The sequence below is a fragment of the Luteibacter sp. 22Crub2.1 genome (assembly GCF_900167995.1).
GTDB classification, from domain to species: domain Bacteria; phylum Pseudomonadota; class Gammaproteobacteria; order Xanthomonadales; family Rhodanobacteraceae; genus Luteibacter; species Luteibacter mycovicinus.
Map to the genome: position 1 here is coordinate 1 of NZ_FUYT01000014.1, position 17,825 is coordinate 17,825.

The 17,825-nt window shown below is 63.7% G+C and carries 13 protein-coding genes and 1 pseudogene; 1 reads left to right on the forward strand and 13 read right to left on the reverse strand.

Annotation, left to right across the window (positions count from 1 at the left end):
* The 7 genes and pseudogenes from B5X73_RS14955 to B5X73_RS14990 all read right to left on the reverse strand — a co-directional run.
* Window positions 1-415 (reverse strand): annotated as a pseudogene (locus B5X73_RS14955) (hypothetical protein); the annotation flags it as partial.
* Window positions 412-3,171 carry a type VI secretion system Vgr family protein gene (locus B5X73_RS14960; protein ID WP_139382799.1) on the reverse strand — a complete coding sequence of 920 codons (2,760 nt, stop codon included), beginning with the start codon at window positions 3,169-3,171 and terminating at the stop codon, window positions 412-414. The gene B5X73_RS14960 and the pseudogene B5X73_RS14955, both read right to left, overlap by 4 nt.
* A 599-nt stretch (window positions 3,172-3,770) precedes the next feature.
* Window positions 3,771-4,031: a PAAR domain-containing protein gene (locus tag B5X73_RS14970; protein WP_079522399.1), complete on the reverse strand. Its 261-nt coding sequence runs from the start codon at window positions 4,029-4,031 to the stop codon at window positions 3,771-3,773.
* A 24-nt stretch (window positions 4,032-4,055) separates the two neighbouring features.
* Complete coding sequence (locus tag B5X73_RS21050; RefSeq protein WP_176167856.1) at window positions 4,056-4,835, reverse strand: OmpA family protein; 780 nt, start codon at window positions 4,833-4,835, stop codon at window positions 4,056-4,058.
* The gene (gene tagF, locus B5X73_RS14980; RefSeq protein WP_079522400.1) at window positions 4,832-5,800 is read right to left on the reverse strand and encodes a type VI secretion system-associated protein TagF; all 969 of its coding nucleotides are present in this window, start codon (window positions 5,798-5,800) and stop codon (window positions 4,832-4,834) included. Before tagF ends, B5X73_RS21050 begins: the two co-directional genes overlap by 4 nt.
* Entirely contained in the window at window positions 5,797-9,534 is a 3,738-nt protein-coding gene (tssM, locus tag B5X73_RS14985; RefSeq protein WP_079522401.1) for a type VI secretion system membrane subunit TssM, read from the reverse strand. The genes tagF and tssM overlap by 4 nt, the downstream gene beginning before the upstream one ends.
* A 183-nt stretch (window positions 9,535-9,717) precedes the next feature.
* Window positions 9,718-10,659, reverse strand: a complete 942-nt coding sequence (locus B5X73_RS14990; RefSeq protein WP_217699782.1) for a M15 family metallopeptidase — start codon at window positions 10,657-10,659, stop codon at window positions 9,718-9,720.
* 57 nt (window positions 10,660-10,716) lie between these two features.
* Here B5X73_RS14990 and B5X73_RS14995 point away from each other — a divergent pair, with 57 nt between their 5' ends.
* Window positions 10,717-11,208: a hypothetical protein gene (locus B5X73_RS14995; protein ID WP_079522403.1), complete on the forward strand. Its 492-nt coding sequence runs from the start codon at window positions 10,717-10,719 to the stop codon at window positions 11,206-11,208.
* Window positions 11,209-11,218: 10 nt separating this feature from the next.
* Here B5X73_RS14995 and B5X73_RS15000 read toward each other — a convergent pair whose 3' ends face one another.
* The 6 genes from B5X73_RS15000 to B5X73_RS15025 form a co-directional block, all read right to left on the reverse strand.
* Complete coding sequence (locus B5X73_RS15000; protein WP_079522404.1) at window positions 11,219-12,151, reverse strand: type VI secretion system ImpA family N-terminal domain-containing protein; 933 nt, start codon at window positions 12,149-12,151, stop codon at window positions 11,219-11,221.
* Window positions 12,152-12,368: 217 nt separating this feature from the next.
* On the reverse strand, window positions 12,369-13,796 hold the full coding sequence (locus B5X73_RS15005) for a c-type cytochrome (protein WP_079522405.1): 1,428 nt from the start codon (window positions 13,794-13,796) through the stop codon (window positions 12,369-12,371).
* Entirely contained in the window at window positions 13,796-15,382 is a 1,587-nt protein-coding gene (locus B5X73_RS15010) for a GMC family oxidoreductase (RefSeq protein ID WP_079522406.1), read from the reverse strand. Before B5X73_RS15010 ends, B5X73_RS15005 begins: the two co-directional genes overlap by 1 nt.
* Window positions 15,383-15,442: 60 nt before the next feature.
* Window positions 15,443-16,021: a sugar dehydrogenase complex small subunit gene (locus B5X73_RS15015; protein WP_052191320.1), complete on the reverse strand. Its 579-nt coding sequence runs from the start codon at window positions 16,019-16,021 to the stop codon at window positions 15,443-15,445.
* A 206-nt stretch (window positions 16,022-16,227) separates the two neighbouring features.
* Window positions 16,228-17,262 carry a LacI family DNA-binding transcriptional regulator gene (locus B5X73_RS15020; protein WP_079522408.1) on the reverse strand — a complete coding sequence of 345 codons (1,035 nt, stop codon included), beginning with the start codon at window positions 17,260-17,262 and terminating at the stop codon, window positions 16,228-16,230.
* A 123-nt stretch (window positions 17,263-17,385) separates the two neighbouring features.
* A complete protein-coding gene (locus B5X73_RS15025) occupies window positions 17,386-17,820 on the reverse strand; it encodes a hypothetical protein (protein WP_079522409.1) in 435 nt (144 codons plus the stop codon).
* Window positions 17,821-17,825: the final 5 nt, after the last annotated feature.

Sequence of the window (17,825 nt, forward strand, 5' to 3'; positions counted from 1 at the left end):
GGTTGCCTTGCGGCGCTGGCTCGCGCGGTGGCCCCGGCGGCAAGTCCATGCGATGTCTTACCAGTACAAAGCCGAGCGAATACAGGACGACGTGCGCGGGGTCGTAGGTGAGTGTGTGCAACGTGCGGTCGAGTCGGTACGCCACGACCTCGCCATCGGCGAGGCAACGAAATCCCTCGTCGATCGTGAGACCGGTACATTCCTCACCGAAAAATACGCTGCCGTTGAGGAAGCCCGAGCACGCGATGGGAAACATGCCGACCGGCATGGCGGAGACGGCCTGAAAATGGTGATGCAGGTCGTTGGGCGCGGAAGCGTCGCGAAGGGCGAATGGATAGGCCCAGTGCTTCGTCGCCGTGACCGGTTGCTCAACCGCAGGCGCGGGAGTGGTGCGGGGGTGATTTGATGTCGTCATGACGTTGCCTCCTTCTTTGGCGACGTGGTGCGAGCCCGCCGCTGGCTGTGTGCGTTCCGCCCATAGGCGCCTGTCCCAGGCTCGTTTAGCTCGTCGGGCGCTGGGTCTTCGAGCAAGTCGAGCTTCTCGCCCTTCCCGGTGAAGTGCGCGTCCGGTGTTTTGACAACGAGATCCTCCGGCGAGCCGAGTTCGATGTGTGTGCCGAGCCGGATGTAGCTGCCATTACCCGAAATCAGTTCGATGACAGGAGCACGGATTTGTAGCGTGCCGGTCACCGACCTCACCGAAAGATCGTTATGCGCGATCAGCGACATCTGGCCGTCGTGGGCACCCAGTGTCACGTCGCCATGGACTGCTTCGATCGCCACACCATTCTTCACGGCGTTCAAGGCGATGCCACCCTGCGCCGCGATGGTCGTCTGAGCACCGCTATGAAGCTGGAGCCGTTTAGCGGCAACGAGATCCATATGCGCTCCCGCCACGGCCAGCGTGGATGCGTCCGTCGCAGCGACGATGCCATCGGGAGACGACACGGCGAGAACGGCAGAACCAGATCCGGCCGTATCCTTGCTGTTCCACGTGGCAACCGACTGAACGATGGCATCTCGCCCGGCGGCGGCATCGTCGAGTTCGGGGCGGCGCCTGATATTCGATTCCGTCAGGCTGACGAGATTTCTGCAGTCATCGAGTAGCGCAGAAAGTGCGCTGTGCTCGAGGTGCTGCGCGTCCGCAGTAGAGGCGTGCGTGCTTAGAAGAATGCCCCTCGCGGCACGCAAGGCGGCTGCGCCATCCGTGCGCAATTCGGCGCCTGTCCCCCGTGCTCTGGCTTCACCGCGCGCGCGCGGCGTCCCGATATGCCCCAGGCTCAGATCGGTCGCCGCCGTCGTACTCCCCAGGCGCAGCCCGACCTCGTCGGTCGTGTCGTCAAAGACCATCTCATTGGCACCACCGCCCTTATGCTCGCCGGTGCGCAGTCCCGTAAGCGCTGCATCCAGCGGCAACTGCGATACGCCTCCAAAGCTCGGCGTACCCAGCTTGCCGTTATGCACACTGCCCACTGCGATGGGCCGGTCCATGTCGTTGTCGATGAACAGGATCAGCACTTCATCGCCCACGCGCGGCAGGTACTGCATGCCCATGCCCTCACCGGCGCCGGGGTGCACGTAGCGGACATTGACCGGTGGGTCGTCGGTGTAGTCGTGGAAATTCTTGGCGAGGACAGGCGAGTCCGGTTCACGCTGCCAATGGAACTTCACCGCGATACGACCCAGCGCGTCGGTCGAGACCACGCTGCCCTTACGACCGACCACGGTAGCGGTCATCGGGCCGGGATGCGGACGGGCGATATCGTTGGGGTGCGCCGCCACGAGCGGCTTGCCGAAGGGCTGGGCCTCGAAGGTTACGTGCATCGGCGCCAAAGCGCTGTCACCCTCGTCGGGAAACATCTCGATGCCGGTAGCCTCCCGCAGCTGGTCGGCCAACGTGGCCCAGCAGCCGCGTGCCGGACCGCGTAAAGCCACGGACGTGACGATGGTCTGCGCGGTTACGATGTAGTCGTGACGGCGCTCATCCGGTCTCGTGCCTTCCCGCTCGACTCGCAGCGGAACGCGGCCACCGTCCAGGCCGAGGACGCGGATGACCTTGGCCAGGGTCAGCGGAGCGGTGGTCGCGCCGTGATAGACCTCGGCCTCCATCTCGTACGCCCATTGGCGGTGCTTGGCCGGGGCATCCATGTACGTGAGCGGTGGATCATCAAACGATAGCGCCTCGTGGTTGCCTCGGACAGGGCGGAGCACGGCGCGGGGCGGGAGGCTTTCGGAGTTACCAAACGTGCCGCGGGACGTCTGCGCGTGCCCGTAATTGACGCGGCCCTCGCCGCGACCCACGTAGCGATCGTTGTCCTTGTACTCGTGGCTGATGGTGCGGGTGAAGGGCGGCACCAGCTTGCGCCGGCCCTGCCAGCCGAGCAGCATCAGCTCCCCTTCCTCGACGTCCGGGGTGACGTCGAGGGTGGCGTCGATCTCGTCGCCGAAGTAGTGCTCGGGGCTGAAGATATGCCATGCGTTGCTGTAACCGTTGCGACCATGCTCGGCCTCGAGCACGTAGATCAGGCCCTCATCGACCAGCAGGCGGTGAATGAAGTCCAGGTCCGATTCCTGGAACTGCATGCGGCAGGAGCGAACCAGGTCGCGATCTGCCCGATCCCGGGTCTCGAAGGCGGCACGCATGCCTTCGCTGATGGCCATGTTCATGAATCGGTGCTCGGCCAGCAGTTCATGCAGGATGCCGCGGGTCGAGCGCTCCTGGTAGATGCGGCTGGCACGCCGCATGTCGAACAACCGCAGCGGCGCTTCGATCACGAGCTCGAAGATATCGTGACCGGTGTAATCGGCCTTGCTGTACCAGTTGCCGAGATGGCGGGCGGCGGTGACCACACCGTTGATGGCGCGCACGCGGCCCTCGGCGCGAACCCGGATCGCGGCGGACAGCCCGAGGAATCGGTCCGCATGCGGTTCGACATCGCGATCGCCCGGGATCTTGTCGTATGGAAATTCCCAATACGCGGGAGTGATCCCGTAGAGCACTGCGCGGAAGGGCTGCGACAGACGCTCGGAGAACTCCAGGCGAAAGGGGAGAAAACATCGGCTCGGAGGGAGCACTCCGTCGCGTCCGCCGTCGAACGCGACCGAGAGCATCCGCTCGGCATCCTGGAAGTGCGAGGTGTAGTAGTCGTCGATGTCGGAGCCGGAATACATGGTGACACCCGCGCGGAAAAGGGACGTCACGCTAACAAGCGAAGTAGACGCCTGGCTCTAGGAGAATTCTGAAAAATCGATCCGATTTAATGCGCCGCCGTTGAACTCCGAAAGCCACCGCCTATCGGAAGCTTCGCACCGCGCCGTCAAACAACCGACGAACATAGAATAATTCTGAAAATTTCGACTTTCTTTCTTCGCGCGAGTCACAAGCACTCGGAAATGCTTACCCTACGCGCACACGCCCGAAGCTGGTCGAGGCATGCATCCAGGAAGGATTGATGATGAGAGACCCTTACCGCGTATCGCTGGGTCAACGCCTCGCGTTTGCGCGTGGCAAGGCTTCCCAGGCGACGATGGCCGCTGAGCTCGGCGTCGATCGTGTCACGTTGAGCTTCTATGAAAACGGCAGGTCATCCGTAAGCGCCGCGATCCTGGCGGTCTATGTCCACAAAGGATGGTCGGCTAAGTGGCTGATTACAGGGGAGGGCAGGCCTCGACGCTAGATTCCCGTCAACGCCAGCTAAAAAGGAAAGTCAGCTATCGAAGCCGGGATATGCCCGGCTTCGATAGCTGCGTCGTGCCGCACGTGGATATGATCAAAAACAATCGACCGCGTCCTGGCTAGCCTTCAACACCGCGCCGCAGGCCAAGCGATCTCCGTCACATGCCACCCGTCGGCCGCCGCAGGTGATATTCGACGTAGCCGCCCCGATCTTCGTCAGTCCATGGACATGGCAAAGCGCTTCGTCACCCTCGCAGGCCACCAGCTTTCCTCCGATATCCATGTCCGCGGACGAGTTAAGAACGTTTCCGCCGTGCGAGTGGCTGTCGCCGACGATGATGAGTGGTTTGCTCATGGGTTACTTCCTTGATAGGCCGGCTTACGACCGGCGGATGACGAATTCGATACGGCGATTGCGTGCGCGGCCCGCTGGCGTCCCGTTGTCCGCAACGGGCAGGTCGGGTCCGCGACCACCGACGACCATACGTTGCGCGTCGATGCCGCGCGCTGTCAGGTAGGCCTTTACCGCGTCGGCACGTTGCACACTGAGCAGGATATTCGCCTGACGATCTCCAACGCTGTCGGTGTGGCCCACGATGTCTAGCTGGGGAACGCCAACGCGAGTGATGGCGGCGGCCATATCGTCGAGTACGGCTAGGCCCTGTGGGGTGAGCACCGCGCTGCCCGTCTCGAACTGAACCGTGCGACTGGCCAGTGTCCGGTCGAGCAAAGCCTGCCTCGCGTTCGTGTCGTCGACGATCAGGTCGTCGTGAACCTCGTAGGTCGTGTTGAACGCTGACTTCAGGCGGGACTGCACCCGGTCATGGATCTCGTTACTCGACACCTTGCCGTGTACGTTCACGACGTTGCCGTCGATCGTCAGCTGTCCTTTCGAAATCTCCTTGAGTTCACCGACGATCGCTTGCGTAACGTAGCGCGACCAGTTGGCGGGCGTCGTCACCGCGGCAATCTGAAGTCGATCCATGACCTGCGTTTCTCCATAGATCGAGCGTAGTCGCTGGACGAGCGCCGCCCGCGTCGTCTCGTCGGGAACAACGCCTTCAATGATGACGGGTGCGCCATCCGTCGCTTGCGCGCTGGCGCACGACACTAGGCCAAGACCAAGAGCAACGATTTGCAGCACGGACGTTGGTTTCATTCGCATGGATTCGGTTTCCGGGCGTGCGACAGGAAGGCCTCGCTCAATCGCTGCAGGCAAGCGTGAGGGGACTGAGGTACGTTCGGCAGTAGTTCGCCCGGCGATGGCGCGCAGGTCAGATCGATATACGCGTCTGCGACCCAGGCCGGCATCGTCGCCGCCATGAGTTCCGTGCCACGTGTACCGTCCAGACTGATGACCAGGCGGGGCGTCGGGGTGCGGGTCAACAGGGCGACCACTTCGATGTCGCGTTTGCCCAGATAAGGGAGTAGCTGTGTCATCCAGAAAGCGGCTACGCGGGTCCGCCGCATGGGGTCGGCAGGCAGCGGGAGGATCAGGCCGCGGCTGATGGGTAGGTACGGCTCCGCGGCGACCCCATTCAGCAGGGCATGCAGTGCGGCAAGAACATTGGACGTTTTCGTAGCGTGCCCCGCCGAGACGAGCAAGGCGTCCAGATGGATGGCCGACTCGGTGGACATATATTCGCGAAGTGCCTCGTCGTGCGGCCTCTTGTCGGCGTTGATGAGCATGGGCGTCGTACCCATCCTCTGCAGCGAAGAGCCGGTGTCCTGCAGTGTTTTCAACTGGGACAGATCGTGTTGCAGGCACGACCATAAAGTGCCCAGTGCGATCGGGGCGGTGGCCGCGAACGCCATGGGCGTTCGCGACTGGACACGCAGGCATGCCAGCATAGGGCATCGCCGGCCGGCTGCGTCATGGCTGGGAAGGCAGGTTCCAGCGGCTACGTTGCGGCTATGGGTCGTTGCTGCCAGTACGTCGAACGATTCGCTGGCGTCGTAGGCAGTTTGCCAGCCGGGATGCTCCGACAGACGTGCCATGCATTCCGCCAGCCAATGGTCGAGTCGTCGGACGAGGCGGTGGTCCGCGCCGGCGGAAGTCATGAAATCATCCTTCGACGGGATCTTGCCGAAGTAACTGGGTGTGATGGTCTGTACGCGCTTCATCGGCCTCCCTCCATGGCGGCGACTGCATGGTTCATTCCGGCGATGTAAGCCGGCAGCTGCGTTCCTCGGAGTCCGCGTTTGCGGGCACCGTCAGCGTCTACCGGCGCAGCGTTGACGATCTTCAGGCGCAGGCCGACGACGAGGCCATCTTTCGACCATGCGAGCACATGTGTCCCGTCGTCCGCCCGCTGCCGCTGGGCGTTGCGCACGAGTTCTCCCAACGCATCGGCACCCTGAAAGTCGGCGATACGCACGATGCGCCCGTCGCTGGCGGTGGCTTCGATGACGACGAGAGGCGCGGCCGCGGATCCGCCCCAGGCAAAGTTGCTCCATTGCGGGGGCTCGTTGCGGTAGCGCAGGCTCTGGGCTCCGATGGTGACGGTGTATTCCTTGACGTCCGACGACGTCGGTTCGGGCATCAACTGAAACAGCGTCTGCGGTCCGGCTACGGTGCTGCCCAGCGGTGCGATCCATTGTGCGAAGTCACTGAGAAGGGCAGGGGACAGTGTGACGCCATGCTCACCCCACTGGCGCGGCGTCAGGACATCACCACGCCGCTCGACGATCGGTCCGAGAGCCTCGCTGGAGAACCGGGCAATGGCGCCGCCAGGGCTGAAGATCGCGGCGATTTCGTCGGCACTGGCCTCGACGCGACCTTCTTCCGCGAAGGGAAACTTGCGGCCAAGGTCTCGGGTGAACGGCTGGTAGACCTGCGCGTCCCAGATCTGGTTCAGTTCCTTCTCGACGTGCGGTATCAACGCTGCGAACGTCTGCGTCAGCGGCCGCAGAAGCAACGGGCGTAGCGACTGCCGTTGCGCATCCACCAGACCGACCAGCATGTGTTCGTCCGTGACCCGCAAGGCGTCGACGAGCTCAGAACCTTTGCCCTGCAGCGTGGCTTCAACCAGCCTCCGTGCCCCGGGGCCGATGTCGCCTTCGTTTTCGATGCCGTGCAGGCGCGTACGTAGGCGCCCTAGCGCCGCCAGATAGCCCCGCAGCGGCGGCGCGGCGCCATCTCGCGCATCGACCATCCTGGCCAGACCCGCAAACGCATGTGCCACTGGGCCATCCGCTACGGATGGGATGCTGCCCGCATCCGGCAACGGAGGTGCCTTATCGGCCAGTCCGAGCACCGGTTCTGACGCCGCAGCACGTGCGAGACTGGTTTTGCCTACGGGCGACGCGTCCCATGCCGTTTCCCGCCGCGCCCGCTCCAGGAGCTTGCGAAGCGGCGATTGCTCGCTGTCACCCAGTCGTTCCATCGCCGCCACGGCGTGGCCGAAGTCAGGCAGCTCGGCGACACCGACACCGGCGAGAAAGCGCTGCCACTCGTCGATATAGCGTGTCGCGTACAGCGCTTGCAGGTCTTTACGGATGTGCTCTGGGCTCCCGGAGAGCGTCAGGTCGTCCATGTGCGTGTCCTGTAACACCCAGTCGCTCGTATCCAGCGACTTGCGTGAGGCATCGCCGATCGCCTGCTGGATGTAGCCCTCCCACGCGGCGACGGAATACGCGCCCGGGATGGCGTAGCTTCCTGCGAGCGTTTTATCCGATGAGTTGCCCACGATCTCCCTGACCGTAACGGCGGGGTAGCGTGCGGAGGCCCGCGCTACGATTTCGGCGAAAACGCGATCCCGCGCGGGAGTTCCCTGCATCGCACTGGCCAGAACTCGGCGCGTATCGTCGACCAGCGCAGCGCGGGGCTGAATGGACGGCCAGCCTTGCTCTGCTGCCAGCGATACATGGAGCGACAGCAACTTCTCGGCACGCTCGATCAGCTCTTCGCGGCTCATAGCGCCGCGGTGCTCATCGAGCCAGTGTCGCCAGAACCGGGTGAGCTGAGTCGCGAGATGCGCGGACTCGGCCCGGCGGACATCCGACAGCATGAGATAGGCTTTGAGTGCGTTGTATGCTTCATCTTTATCCCTGGCCGAAGCCGGTCGATACGGCGAGCCAGCGGTACTGTCCGACGGCGTCGCGCTCCGTGCGTCCGGAGCGGTAAACGTCGCAACCACTTGCGCGAGGTACGCCTCCATCTCGCGGCTCACCGGGGTCAGCATGAGCTGCCGCATGCCGGCGAAATACTCCCGGCGCACGGCCTCGAGTAACGGGTCGCCCGTGTAGAGCGGCCAGAAGACGAGCGGGGATCGATGGCGATAGGTCATCAGTTGTTGCAAACGATCCTGTAGTACCAGCATGGCGTCGAGGCGACTTTTCAGATCGATGCGGTCGGCCTGTAGCCGCCGCACCTCCTGGAAGTCGGCCTGCACATTGGCGATGAACTGCTGGTTGCTGCGGTAAGCATGGGCAAACCAGCCAAGCAGAAGGCCCGTGCCGACACAGGCAGCCGTCGCGATTGCCAAACGGCGGCGGCGGGTCTGGCGTGTGCTGACCTGGCGCACAAGCCGCGCGTCAGCGAAAACCACCCGACGAAACAGATCGTGCAGGAAGTACGCATGGCCCGGCAGCTTCCTGTCCCTGGCGTTGAGGTCGGCAGGGGTGGTCACGGCGGCTGCGCTCGTTTCGGTCGACGCGGGTGCCAGCGCAAGGCCGAAGCGCGTCGCGATCGAGTTGCTCAGCGAGGATGCCTCGCCGCCTTCCTGCGCTGCGCTGGTGAAGTAGAAGCCACGGAACAACGTCCGAAAATGGAACGCATTGTCCTCGAACAACGTCTCCACGAAACGGCTCAATGCGGGCTTGAGCGAAGCGAATTCGAGAGGCATGGTCAACAGCGCCCCGGGGATATCGCCGGGCGCCGCGGCCATTCGTCTGCGCGCGTGTGAACGCAGTCCGCTCGCCAGTATGTCGAACTCCGTAGCGAATCTGCCTGCGGGATTTGTCGTTCCTTCGTCTTCGAACGGCAGCGTGGCGCCCCAGACGCGCGCCCGCTCGTCGGCATCCAATGAGCTGAAGAAGTCGCTAAAACCACCGATGCGGTCTGCCATGGTGAAGACCACATAGACCGGTACCGACACCTGGAGTCGCTCGATCAGCTCGTGGATCCGCTGACGCAGGTCGGTGGCGTGTCGTTCGATGGCATCGGGCTGATTGGCATCGGCTGCCTCTTTGCGGAGGCTATCCAGGCTTGCGGTGACAATGACACCGTTTATTGGTGCCCGCGGCCGGTGTCTACGTAACATGTCGAGGAACCGCCTCCACTGCGTCTGGTCACTGGCGTTCTCCTTCCTGCTGTACCGGCCTGCCGTATCGAGAAGAATGCCTTCCGAAGTGAAGTACCAGTCGCAGTCACGCGTGCCCCCGTAGCCGGTGACGGCCTTCCCGTGCTCTTCGCCAAGCGGGAAGCGAAGGCCCGAGCGGGCGATGGCGGTGCTTTTACCCGCGGCTGGGTGACCAATCACCATGTACCAGGGCAGCTCGTATAGCGCCGTGCGACCGCGCGATTCGCCAAGGCGCGAGTCGCGGACCGTGGTGACCGCTTTCTTGAGGCGTTTCTGAAGTTCGATCTGGGCGGCGCGGTCTTCGGGACGCTGCTCAACGTTTAGCGGTGGCGCAGTGATACCGGTGGCCATCGTCTTTGCCTTTCGGCTATTCCACATCGGCTTGCCGAAGTGGTACAGCGCGAACAGAAGTAGGGCGAAGACAAGGATGCCGAAGAGGACGTACCACTGGTCCAGGGCCAGGGCGATCAGGCCTCCCCCTGTCAGCGTGACGCCAGCAACCGCTGGCCAGAAACGGGTCGAATCCATGGATGGATAAATCTCCTGCTTGAACACGGGGCGCCTCGTGAAGCGCGGGCACGACGGCGCCGTCGACGATCCCGAAGGAAGGCCCGATCAGACGAATCGATAGGGGTGCGACGCTAGCAAGCGGTGGGGTCGCTTGGCTCTAGGACAAATCTGAAAAATGCGAAAAGATTTTTGCGGGCGACCTGCCTTCTGCGTCGACAGTGAATCGGGTTACTGGGCCGATCCAACGCGTGCCCCCGATCTTCTTAGCTCGACATGGCCCAGATCCATCAACTTCCAGTTCCCGCCCCAGGTCAGCCCCACTTCCGCAGCCACCTCTCCAAACAACCGGTAGCCCTTGATAGCCCATGGATCCTTCTCGGAGATCACGATACGCCCGTCTTTAAGGAACGCGCTGTCAGCCGCCAGACCGTACTGGTGGTAGCTCTGCCATGCCGCCGCATTGGTGACGTGGCGGCCGGCGGCGGCAAGCTCATCCTGTCGTTCGGGGCTTCGATAGCCTTCGATCAAAACCATCTCGTAGCCATGGCGCTCCCTCATCAGGCGATAAACACGAAGAAGTTGTTGTGCGAAGACATCATCGAGTAGCGACCAGACACGACTGGCATGCGCCAGCGCGGGACGAACGAGTTCGACTTCTCGCGTAGAGAATACCTCCGGGGGTAGCGGTGGTGGTGCCACCAGGTGTTCTCCTTGAAATAACGCGGCGACAGCGGGTGTCGCTTCGCTGCGTGAGTCACGCGTTGCGTCGAACGCGTCGAGAGCGACGGTGCCTCGCTTCAACGTTAGTACGACAACGGCCGGAGCGACGATAGCGGTGCACAGGACCGGAATCACCCAGCGAAACGCCAGCGAAAGCGTAAGCATATTTCTCGCCGCGTCCCGCATCCACACGATTGAACGAAGCAAAGCGTCACGACATACACCGACTATTCGAACGTTCCGATTCATCACGTTCGCCGACCGCTGACGTATCCCCCGACGAAGTGCGTCAGTCACGTCGGGAAAGACGATCAGGACGAAAATGAAGCACGCGACAACCGACGCGGCGACAAGACACGCCATGACGCTGTCGAATGCGGTTTCTAAATGAATGGATGCCTTCACGCGGGACACGCCTCGAGGTGATTTCGCCGCGTCGGCGGTTGGCACGCTCGTCTCGCTTGTGTAAGGTGCGCCATCGCAGACAGGCGGGCACGGAGCTTACGCATGACCTCCAGGAATGATGGTCTCCTTTCGAAGAGCGGCGTCATCAGGCGGGATCCATCGCAAAGGATCCTCATGGACATGGACGAGACGAGCCGCTGGCGCGTGGCGCTCGCGCGACCTTGCACCATTGCCCTCGCGGTCATCATGCCAAGCCTCGTGCTGGTGGGAAGCATCCACTTTGCGGCCGACGATGTGTCGGGACCTCTCGGTCCGACGCACGTGCCAGCCATGTCGATTCCGAACGTAGTCGCGGAAATGCCAGTTATTGCGCTAACGCGGACACCTTTGCCCGCGATGCCGCCTGCGGTTGGACCGTTGCAACCGGTGGCAAGCCGCAAGCCGTCGACAACGGCAGGTCCGACTGCCCGGTCACGGACCAGCCGTCGGAAATCGGCCCGGGTGGTCAGTGAAGACATTGCCGTTCTAAGTGTGCTGGTGGAACATATCGACGCGGAGCGTCGCAAGGCGGAACGTCGCCCGCCCAAGAATTGACCGCGGCGATTCACTTGGCGGACTGCTTGCCAGGAACACCGAGGGTGGAGCGCATGCGTTCCAGCGTGTCACCTTCGCCGAGCACTTGCTGCAGCCATTCGTGTAACGCCATATCTCCCCAATGGGCAGCTTTGTCGGCGAGGTAGGCCACTGGACTGTGCGGCTCGGTCGCTCGGAAGAAACGGGCGACATCGCGCAGGCACTGCAGGGCCTCATCGCGATGCTCGAAGGTGATGGACGGTGACTCCTGTTGAGCGGTGGCCTCCGCCGCCCGGGCGGTGGACTTCCGGATCTCGTCGTCGCGGCTGTCTCCACCGTTTCTCGACGATGCCGCTGGCGTTAATGCCGGACCCGTCGCGGGCGGGGCGGCGTTCACGGCGGCCGTAATCATATCGAGTAGCGCATCCCGGGCGGCCGTGACTGAAGGACCGTCGGCAGGCGCGACCGCCTCGATATGTGCTTCCAGGCGGTCCATCGCGCGAAGGATCGTATTTGCAGGCTCGTTGAGCTCATGTGCCATGGACTCTGGCGCGATGCCGCGAATCCAGCGCGGCGTATGGCTCAGTACCCATCGCAGGCATCCCAGCCTTTCGTCGTCCTCATCGCCGCCAGGGTGCAACCCCGACCAAAGCTCCTCGCACAGTGTCGCGAATACGTCGTACCCCTCAGCCATCCCGGTCAGGCCGTCTACCTGAGCGCGAGCCTCGATATACCAGCCGGCGACACGTAAGTCCTTGCTGCGGTTGCTCAGAGAAGCGGCACAGAGACGGACCACACGGGGCCAGTCGGCGGATTTCAGTTCACGCGTCCATTCGCCCTGATCCAGCGAGGCATCGTCTGAGCGACGCGCCTCCTGGATGTCGTCGAACTCAGGAAGGTGGCTGAGATCGATTCCGCAGGGGGCGGTGCCAGAAAGAGGGGTGGTCAGCGCGGTCAGTGGCATCGGGTGGGCTCCGGGTTTTCGAGACGGGAGCGTCTTATGCCTCTATTGGATGACTTTTGTAATGAGAAAAAACTCGATTTTACTACGATGTTTCTCAGTCGTCGGTGGATGGGGTTTCGGCTGGCTTTCGCCAACAAGGTCGGCTCCCTCGCCCCGAGTCCACAAAAAAGGGCGCCGCATCACTGCGGCACCCCTCAGATACCACACCACCAAAAAATCAGCGACGTGACTTACGCTTCCGACGCCGGACCAGAAACACAACCAGCCAAAGCACCAGGACAGCGACAACCACACCCGCCACCATAAGGTACGGCGTCAGCTTAAGCAGCAACGGCTTCGGCCCACCCGCACGGATCGTCGCGACATCCTCAGCCGTCGCGTGAACCGCCGGATTGCCGAAGTGCTCTTCCACATAGTTGACGACCGCAGCCACCTGCGCATCCGTCATGTCGTACTCGAACGCCGGCATCGACACATGCATGTCGGCACCCTGACGATCGAGACCATGAAGCACCGCCATGATCAGGTTGTCCGGACGCGACAGACCTACCGCACGGTTGTGGCTCAGCGATGGGAAATACTGATTCTCCGTCCCCTTGCCGCTCGGCTGATGGCAGCTGGCGCACGCGCCGCTGTAGAGCGCGGCACCGTCCACGGTGTCATGCACGCCGCGCACATCCGGTCCGGTGGCGGCATCCCCACGCAGCGGCTCCAGCGTCGTCGTCGGGGGCAGGGCGCTGCCACCTTCGTATGCATACGAAGCTTTGGTGTCCGCCGGATCGCGGATCGGCCTGACCGTCTTCAGGTAGGTCGCCATCGACTTGATGTCGTCGTCTGACAGGAAACGCAGGCTCTGCTCCACGGCTTCCGCCATGCCGCCCCCGGCCTGGCCCTTGCCGTGCACGTGACCGTTCTTGAGATACGACGCCAGTTCGTCTTCCGACCAGCCGCCGATGCCGCTGACCGGATCGGAGGTGATGTTCGGGGCGAACCAACCGTCGATCGTGGCACCGCCGAGGTACGCGTCCTGGCGTTCCGCCATGAGCAGGTTACGCGGTGAGTGGCACGAGCTGCAGTGACCCAGCACGTCGACAAGATAACGACCGCGTTCGGTGCCCGTGGCGTCGATGGCCGCGGGCTTGTGCAGGAACATCAGGTTCCAGCCGGCCATCGTCCAGCGCATGCTGTACGGGAAGGCGAGGCGGGTTTCCTTCACCTTGTTGTCCACCGGCGCCACGCCCTGCATGAAGTACACATACAGCGCGTGCATGTCGGCATCGGTGATGCCCGCATATGCCGTATATGGCATGGCGGGGTAGAGGTGGTCGCCTTTTGCGTTGACGCCCTCGCGTACCGCGCGGACGAACTGCGCCTCACTGTAGCCACCGATACCATCGTCTTTCGATGGCGTGATGTTGGATGCGTAGATGTTGCCCATCGGCGAACCGATGCCGCGACCGCCGGCGAACGGCTTGTCCGGCGACGAGGTATGGCAGGCGGCGCAGTCGGCCGCGATGGCGACGCCTTTGCCACGGGCGATCAGCGCGTCGTTGTCGTCCTGGGCAAGTGACGGCGCGGAGACGGCGACGGCGCCGACCAGGACGGCAGCTCGCAGCAGGCCGCGAAACAGGGAATTCGTGGCCATCAGATTTCCTTGTGAATCGTGTCGGCGATGCGGATCGACAGCGCGACGCCGGTGAGCGTCGGGTTGATCACACCGGAGGCGGGAATCACGCCGGTGGTGGCCAGGAACAGGTTGTCGTGGTCGAAGGTGCGGCATTCGCCGTTGACGACGGAGTCCTTCGCATCCGAACCCATGATCACCGTACCCATGATGTGGTCGCGGTTCTGCCAGCCGCTCTCGTCTTCGACGATCTCGGCGTTGAACAGCTTGGCGAACTTGGCGTAGTCCTCCTTGGCGATGACCTTGCCGGCCTTCGCATAGTCGTCCACGTCGTAATTCACGCGCAGCATCGGGATGCCGAGGGCGTCCTTCTTGTCGCTCGGCGTCACGCGGTTGGCCGGGTTCGGCAGCATCTCGAAGACGGTACCGACGTCGATCCAGCGCGACGCGTCGTGACGGATGCGCTCGTCCAGTTCGGGGCCGATCACGCCCTTCTTCAGCAGCCGCTCGGTGACCACGCGGTTCGGTACGGCGTTCGACATCGAGTGCTTGACCGCCGAGTGACGCTTGCGGAAGTCGCCATCGCGCCAGTTGAAGATGCCACCTTGCTGCACGGCGCCACGTCCCGGCCACAGGGGCTGGTCGCCGATCATCAACAGACCGATGCCGGTGTGGTCCATGAGGTTGCGGCCGACCTGGTCGGACGAGTTGGCGACGTCGGACATCAGCAGCAGCTTGGCCGTTTCCAGACCGTGCGCGGCCACGATGAAGTACTTCGCGGTCAGACGCGCGTCGGTGCCGTCCGGCTTGCGGTAATGCACGGCGACGATCTTGCCGCCCGCGCCCTTCTCGAGCTTGTACGCCGTGGATTCGGTGAGCAGCTTCGTACCCGCGCGCTCGGCGTGCGTGGCATGCATGTCGCCGCTGTACATCGCGCCGATGGGGCAGACCGGCATGCAGTTGTTATTGCCGCAACACGCGGGACGGCCGTCGTATGGCTTGGTCACGCGGCCGTTGGGCTCATGGATGTAGTGGTAACCCGCAGGACCCAGGCGCTTGTTGAGCTCCTGGTTCATGTAAGTCGTCGCGTCCGGCGGCAGCGGGTACGGCTTGGAACGCGGCGGCCATGCCTTGCCGCCCTGGCCGCTCTGGTCTTCCTCGCCGTTGCCGGCCACGCCCAGCGCTTCTTCAGCGCGCTGGTAGTAGGGCTCGAGCTCTTCGTAGCCGATGGGCCAGTCGCGACCGACGCCATAGAGCGTCTTCAGCTTCATGTCGTTGGGCAGGTAACGCCAGCAGGCGGCCGCCCAGTGCCACGTCGTGCCGCCGACCAGCTTCAGCATGCCCGGCCGGAATTCGAACGAGCCGGTGTTCTCGATATAGTCCGGCTCGAACGTGGTGTGTGCCCACGGTTCGTTCGGGTAGGGATCGTTGAAGTTGGACTTGCGCGACGAACTGCGGAAATTCTCGAGGATCTTCCAGCGCGGAATGCGCGAGCCGGCTTCCAACATGATGACCGAGTGGCCCTGTCTGGACAGCTCATAGGCAGCGTTGCTGCCGAGCGCGCCCGAGCCGATGACGACGACGTCGGCGTCGTATTGCGTATTCATGGTGTGTCCTGCGTGTGCGTGGGGGCGCAAGCGCCCGTACGTGGCGCCGTGTTCGCGCGGTCAGTCCGTCGCGATGCTGGCCGGGGCGGCCGACCAGTAGTCGGTACCGGCGCGGGCATAGGTCGGGATCACCGTTACGTCGATCGTGGGCTTGAACATCAGGGCCCCCGTGTACGTGATGAACTGCGTACCGTCGTCCTTGCCGGTGCCCTTGGGCTCTCCGGTGTAACCGAGGTACCAGCCGCTGACGATGGACACGGCAAGCGCCTTGAGCGCGGGATCGGCGTCGACGGCGGAGCCCTTGAACTTGTGCATGTCGTCGATGCCGGCGGCATCCATGGCGCGGATCAGCGCGGTCACCTGCGGACCGAAGTTGCGGTCGCCGGCGGCCAGCGCGGCAAACAGCCGTGCGGAGACGTCGGCGGGAAGCTCGGGATGGCCGGTAAGGCGGCGACCCAGGGTCAGGAACGCGTCGAGTTCGGCGGGGCTGGCCTGAGCGGGCGACTGGCCATAGGCCATCCGGGTCCAGGGGAGCAGGGCGCCTGCGGCGGCGATCATGCCCGCGGAGATCAGCAGCCGGCGGCGGCCGGTGTTGATCGGCGGAACGGCACGGGGATCGGACCCGTGGATATCTGACATCGGACTGCTTCCTCTTGCGATGGCGGGAGAAGCGAAGCGTCGACAGATGCGGAGCGCATTGTCAGCCGAACGCATCGGCCATCACGGGGAGCTGGAGCAGAAACAAAAGAGCGCTGCGTCACGGCGGCACATGCGGCACGACGACGCGAATTATAGAAAGCGGTTTTGATGTAAAACCCTCAACCTCAAAAGTTGATGGTTTTACATCAAATGTCCCTCGGCCTCGCCGGAAGGTTCTCACGCATGAGGATGGCCGTGGGCTGCGGGTGGGTCGGCGGGGCCGCCGCACGACCGAAACGCGCGAGCACGTGGGTCAGCGCACGGGCGGCCTGCGCCGCCAGGTTCTGGTCGAGCACGGCGTCCATCAGGCCCAGTTCGAGCAGACGGCGATTACTTTCCGTCAGGTCGTGGCCGATGAAGACCACCTCGCGTGGACGCGTGCGCTCGGTCAGCACCCTGGCGACCCCGTCGTCGCCTACGGACGTGTTGTAGATTCCACGGAGGTTGGGCACCGCGTTGAGCACGTCGGTCACGATGCGCCCGGTGCTCTCCGGGTCTTCCTGGCTGTCCGCGCGGTGAATGATCTGCACGTCGGGAAAGTGCTCGCGCAGCGCCTCCACGAAACCGCGCTCGCGCTGCTCATGGCTACGGAAATGGTGGTAGCCCTTGATCAACAGGATCGAGCCGCCCGCGGGACCGAGGAAGCGACCCATCAGCTCGCCGGCGAGACGCCCGGCGGCGTGAGTATCCGTGCCGACATAAGCGAGGCGGCCGCTATCGGGCAGGTCCGAGGCGAGGGTGACGACCGGGCAGCGATCCGCCGCGCGACGCACGGCATCACGTACCAGCGGGTGGTCGTGGGTGGTCACGATCAGCGCATCGGCGCCTTCGGCGTAATGGTCGATCTCGGCGGCGACCGCTTCGGGCGCGATCTCAGACAGATGATGTACCTGGCTGCGTACCCGCATGGCATGCATCGCCAGACGATGTTGCTCAAACCGGCGGCCGAGCTCGTCGTAGAAGGGGATCGTGGGCGACTGCATCAGAATCGGCACGTGCAGCCAGCGGCCGGGCGGGACCTCGATTAACCGGTTTATCTTCAACCGCTTGGCGGCTTCGAGCACGCGAGACTGGGCACGCTCACTGACGCCCCCGCGTCCGTTGAGCACGCGGTCGACCGTCGCGGCACTGACACGTGCGGCGGCAGCCAGATCGACGATGCGGGTTTTCTGTTTCGGCATGGCAATCGGGTGGCATGATGCAGCGCACCATCATACGGGAGCCCGGTCCCGGGGCGGCCTTCGGTCCCCGCGACCAGTCGTCGCGGGCCCGGAGGCACTACCCTCTGGCAAAAAGCGTTCCCGTCAAGCTGTCACACCTGGCCGCGTAGGCACCGGTCCCACCGTCCCCTGGGAGAACTCGGCGATCGTCTCCGCTGTCCCCCGGCTCTCCCGCCGTTGTCCCACGCTGGGCGCCATCACCCGCGCTACAAACCGGACCGCCTTGTTCAGGGCCGTGCTGACGAACGGCAGCCGTCCCACCGGGATGGAGATCACGGCCACTTCCTCGCGGACCAGATGGATGTTGGGCTCCGCGTGGCCCCAGGCCAGCTCCACCTCGTTCGGTGCGCTGCTGCGGCTGGGCACATCGTCGTTGGTGATGCGCTGCGTCTCCCGGAAGAAGTGCAGGTGGACGAAGCCGTCGTCTGTGGGTCCTGTGACGGCTATCCCGGTGGCGACCGCGGACACGAAATGTGCGGGCCGTACATGCAGGATGCTTTTCGTCGACGTCTGCGCCATACCTG